General features: G+C 77.0%; 3 protein-coding genes and 1 pseudogene. All 4 read left to right on the top strand.

Annotation, left to right across the window (positions count from 1 at the left end):
* Window positions 1-71 precede the first annotated feature (71 nt).
* Window positions 72-1,007 carry an ABC transporter ATP-binding protein gene (locus tag GTW08_RS19530; protein ID WP_304580095.1) on the top strand — a complete coding sequence of 312 codons (936 nt, stop codon included), beginning with the start codon at window positions 72-74 and terminating at the stop codon, window positions 1,005-1,007.
* Window positions 1,004-1,843, top strand: a complete 840-nt coding sequence (locus GTW08_RS19525) for an ABC transporter permease (RefSeq protein WP_073574726.1) — start codon at window positions 1,004-1,006, stop codon at window positions 1,841-1,843. The genes GTW08_RS19530 and GTW08_RS19525 overlap by 4 nt, the downstream gene beginning before the upstream one ends.
* A 46-nt stretch (window positions 1,844-1,889) precedes the next feature.
* Window positions 1,890-2,861, top strand: a complete 972-nt coding sequence (locus GTW08_RS19520; protein ID WP_073574725.1) for a quinone oxidoreductase family protein — start codon at window positions 1,890-1,892, stop codon at window positions 2,859-2,861.
* A 52-nt stretch (window positions 2,862-2,913) separates the two neighbouring features.
* Window positions 2,914-3,206, top strand: a pseudogene (locus tag GTW08_RS19515) (S9 family peptidase); the annotation flags it as partial.

Below are 3,206 nucleotides of genomic sequence, written 5' to 3'. Positions count from 1 at the left end.
GCCGTCGGCCCGGACGTCCTCGGCGAGGCCCTGGCCCGGTGACGACCACCCGCACCGCCCCCGCCGGCCACGTGGCGGACGGGGCCGCGGACGAGCAGCACCCGGCCGCCCGCGTCCGGGACCTGCGCAAGGTGTTCGGGCGGGTCACCGCCGTCGACGGCGTGGACCTCGACGTCCCGGCCGGGTCGGTGTTCGGGATGCTCGGCCCCAACGGCTCGGGCAAGACGACGCTGATCCGGATGCTGCTCGGGCTGACCACGCCGACCTCGGGCAGCGTCGAGCTGCTCGGGCTCCCGGTACCGGGTGGGCTCGCCACGACGCTCCCCGACGTGGGCGCGCTGGTCGAGGGGCCGGGGTTCCACCCGTTCCTGTCCGGGCGGGAGAACCTGCGCCGGGTCGCGGCGACCGAGCCGCGGCTCGCGCCGGGCGAGGTGCGGCCCGCGGTGGAGGCGGCACTGGAGCGGGTCGGGCTGGCCGCGGCCGCCGGGCGCCGGTTCCGCGGCTACTCCCTCGGGATGAAGCAGCGCCTCGGGCTGGCCGCGGCGCTGCTCGTCCCGCGGCGGCTCGTCGTGCTCGACGAACCCACCAACGGCCTCGACCCGGCAGGGACACGGGAGATCCGGACGATCGTCGCCGAGCTGCGGGCGGGCGGGGCGACGGTGCTGCTGTCGTCGCACCTGCTGCCGGAGGTCGAGGCGGTGTGCACGCACGTGGCCGTGCTCAAGCAGGGGACGCTGCTCGCGACGGGACCGCTGGACCGGCTGCTCGGCGCCGCCGACGGCGACTGGGAGATCGCGACCACCGACCCGGCGACGGCGCTGCGGGAGCTCGGGGCCGCGGGCGCCGACGCCCGGGCCGAGGGCGCGGCCGTCGTCCTGGCCGCCGACGCCGACGGGCCGCGGCTGTTCGCCGGCCTCGTCGGGGCCGGAGTGTCGGTGCACGGGCTGGTTCGGCGCCGCACCGGCCTGGAGGAGCTGTTCACCCGGATCACCGAGGGCGACGCGTGAGCGCCCCGCCCCGGCCGGTGTCGTGGCGTCGGCTGCTCGGTGCCGAGCTGCGCTGGGTGCTGCGCAGGCCCCGGACCTGGGTGATGGTCGCGCTGCTCGGGGCGGTGCCGGTCCTGATGGCGGTCGGGCTCGTGCTGGCCGACGGGCCGCGCCGTGGCCTGCTCTCGGAGGCCGTCGGCAACGGGCTGACCCTGCCCGTCGCGGCGCTGACCCTGCTGATGGCGCTGCTGCTGCCGCTGGTGGTCACCGTCGCGGCGGCGGACGCGATCGCCGGGGAGGCCCAGCACGGCACCCTGCGCGGGCTGCTGCTGGCTCCGGTGGGGCGGCTGCGGCTGGTCGCGATGAAGGCGTTCGGGGTGCTGGTGGTGGCCGCGGTCGCGGTCGCGGTGGTCTGCGTGGTCGGGCTGGTGGCGGGGTGGGCGCTGATCGGGCCCCCCGCGGTCGTCGGCGACGGCGGCGCGCTGCTGACGATGTCCGGCTCGGTGCTGGACCTGACGTCAGCGGCCGGCCGGATCGCCCTGGCCGCGCTGTGGACGCTGGGTCAGCTCGCCGCGGTCGGCGCGGTGGCGCTGGCGGTGTCGTCGTTCACCGAGCACCCGCTGGTGGTGCTGTCCTCGGTGCTCGGCGGGATCATCCTGTCCGGGGTGCTCGGCGCGATCCCCGCCCTGGAGCCGATCCGCCCGTTCCTGCTCACCGACGGCTGGGCCGCCGGGGTCGACGTGCTGCGCGACCCGCTGCCGACCGCCGGGCTCGTGTCGAGCACCGGGCTCGCGGCGGGCTGGTTCGCCGCCGCCGCGGTCGTGCTCGTGTCCCGGATGCTCCGCCGCGACGCGTGAGGGCATGATCGGGCCCGTCAGCAGCGGCGAGCGACGAGGAGGACACATGCGTGCGGTACGGGTGAGCGAGCCCGGCGGGTCCGAGGTGCTGGAGGTGGTCGACACCGACGCCCCGGTCCCGGGTCCGGGCGAGGTGCTGGTGGAGGTCGCCGCGGCCGGGGTGAACTTCATCGACACCTACCAGCGCGAGGGCATCTACCCGATGGAGACGCCGTACGTCGCCGGACTGGAGGGTGCGGGCCGGGTCACCGCGCTGGGCGCGGACGTCGACGGTGTCGCGGTCGGGGACCGCATCGCCTGGGCCAACACCCTGGGCAGCTACGCCGAGCAGGTCGCCGTGCCCTGGGCGAAGGCCGTCCCGGTGCCCGAGGGCGTCGCCGACGACGTCGCGGTCGGTGCGGCGCTGCAGGGCATGACCGCCCACTTCCTGGTCAACGACTGCTTCCCGCTGCACGGCGGGGAGACGATCCTGCTGCACGCCGCCGCCGGTGGGGTCGGGCTGCTGCTCACCCAGCTGGCCGTCGCGAAGGGCGCCCGGGTGATCGCGACGACGTCGACGCCGGAGAAGGCCGAGCTGGCCCGCGGCGCCGGCGCCGCCGAGGTGATCGACTACACCGCCGTCGACGACCTCGCCGCCGCCGTCCGCGACCTCACCGGCGGCGCGGGAGTACACGCCGCGTTCGACTCGGTCGGGCGCAGCACCTTCGACGCGAGCCTCGCCTCGGTGCGCCCCCGCGGCACGCTCGTGCTCTACGGCGCCGCGTCCGGCCCGGTCGAGCCGTTCGACCCGCAGCGGCTCAACGCGGCCGGGTCGCTGTACCTGACCCGCCCGAAGCTGTTCGACTACGTCGCCACCACCGACGAGCTGCGCACCCGCGCCGCCGCCGTCTACGGCGACGTCGCCGCGGGCCGCCTCGACGTGCGGATCGGGCACCGCTACGACCTGGCGGACGCCCGCACCGCACACGACGACCTGCAGGGCCGCCGCACCACCGGCAAGGTGCTGCTCGTCCCCTGACGGGTCCGGAACGGGGTCGGTCCGCCGCGCGGTGTGCGGTAGAACCGACGGCGTGACCGACACCCCCTTCCACGACCTCGACGCCTACGTCGCGCTCCCCCGCCTCGGCGGGCTCGCCCTGTCCCCCGACGGCACGCGGCTGGTCACCGGGGTCGCCGAGCTCGACGCCGACGGCACCCGCTACCGGACCGCGCTGTGGGAGGTCGACCCCGCGGGCGAGGCCCCGGCGCGGCGGCTGACCCGGGGCGCGGCCGGCGAGTCCGGGCCGGTCTTCACCCCCGACGGTGACCTGCTGTTCCGGTCGGCCCGGCCGGACCCGGACACGGCGGGCGAGGCCGAGCCGCC

This window comes from Pseudonocardia sp. SID8383 (assembly GCF_009864975.1).
Classification (GTDB): Bacteria; Actinomycetota; Actinomycetes; order Mycobacteriales; family Pseudonocardiaceae; genus Pseudonocardia; species Pseudonocardia alni.
The sequence above is the reverse complement of the archived record's forward strand: the minus strand, read 5'-3'. Positions and strand labels throughout refer to the sequence as shown.

What these genes read in the sequence shown, in the direction of transcription:
- GTW08_RS19520 (WP_073574725.1), top strand. Translation starts at nt 1,890, where the DNA reads ATGCGTGCGGTACGGGTGAGCGAGCCCGGCGGGTCCGAGGTGCTGGAG.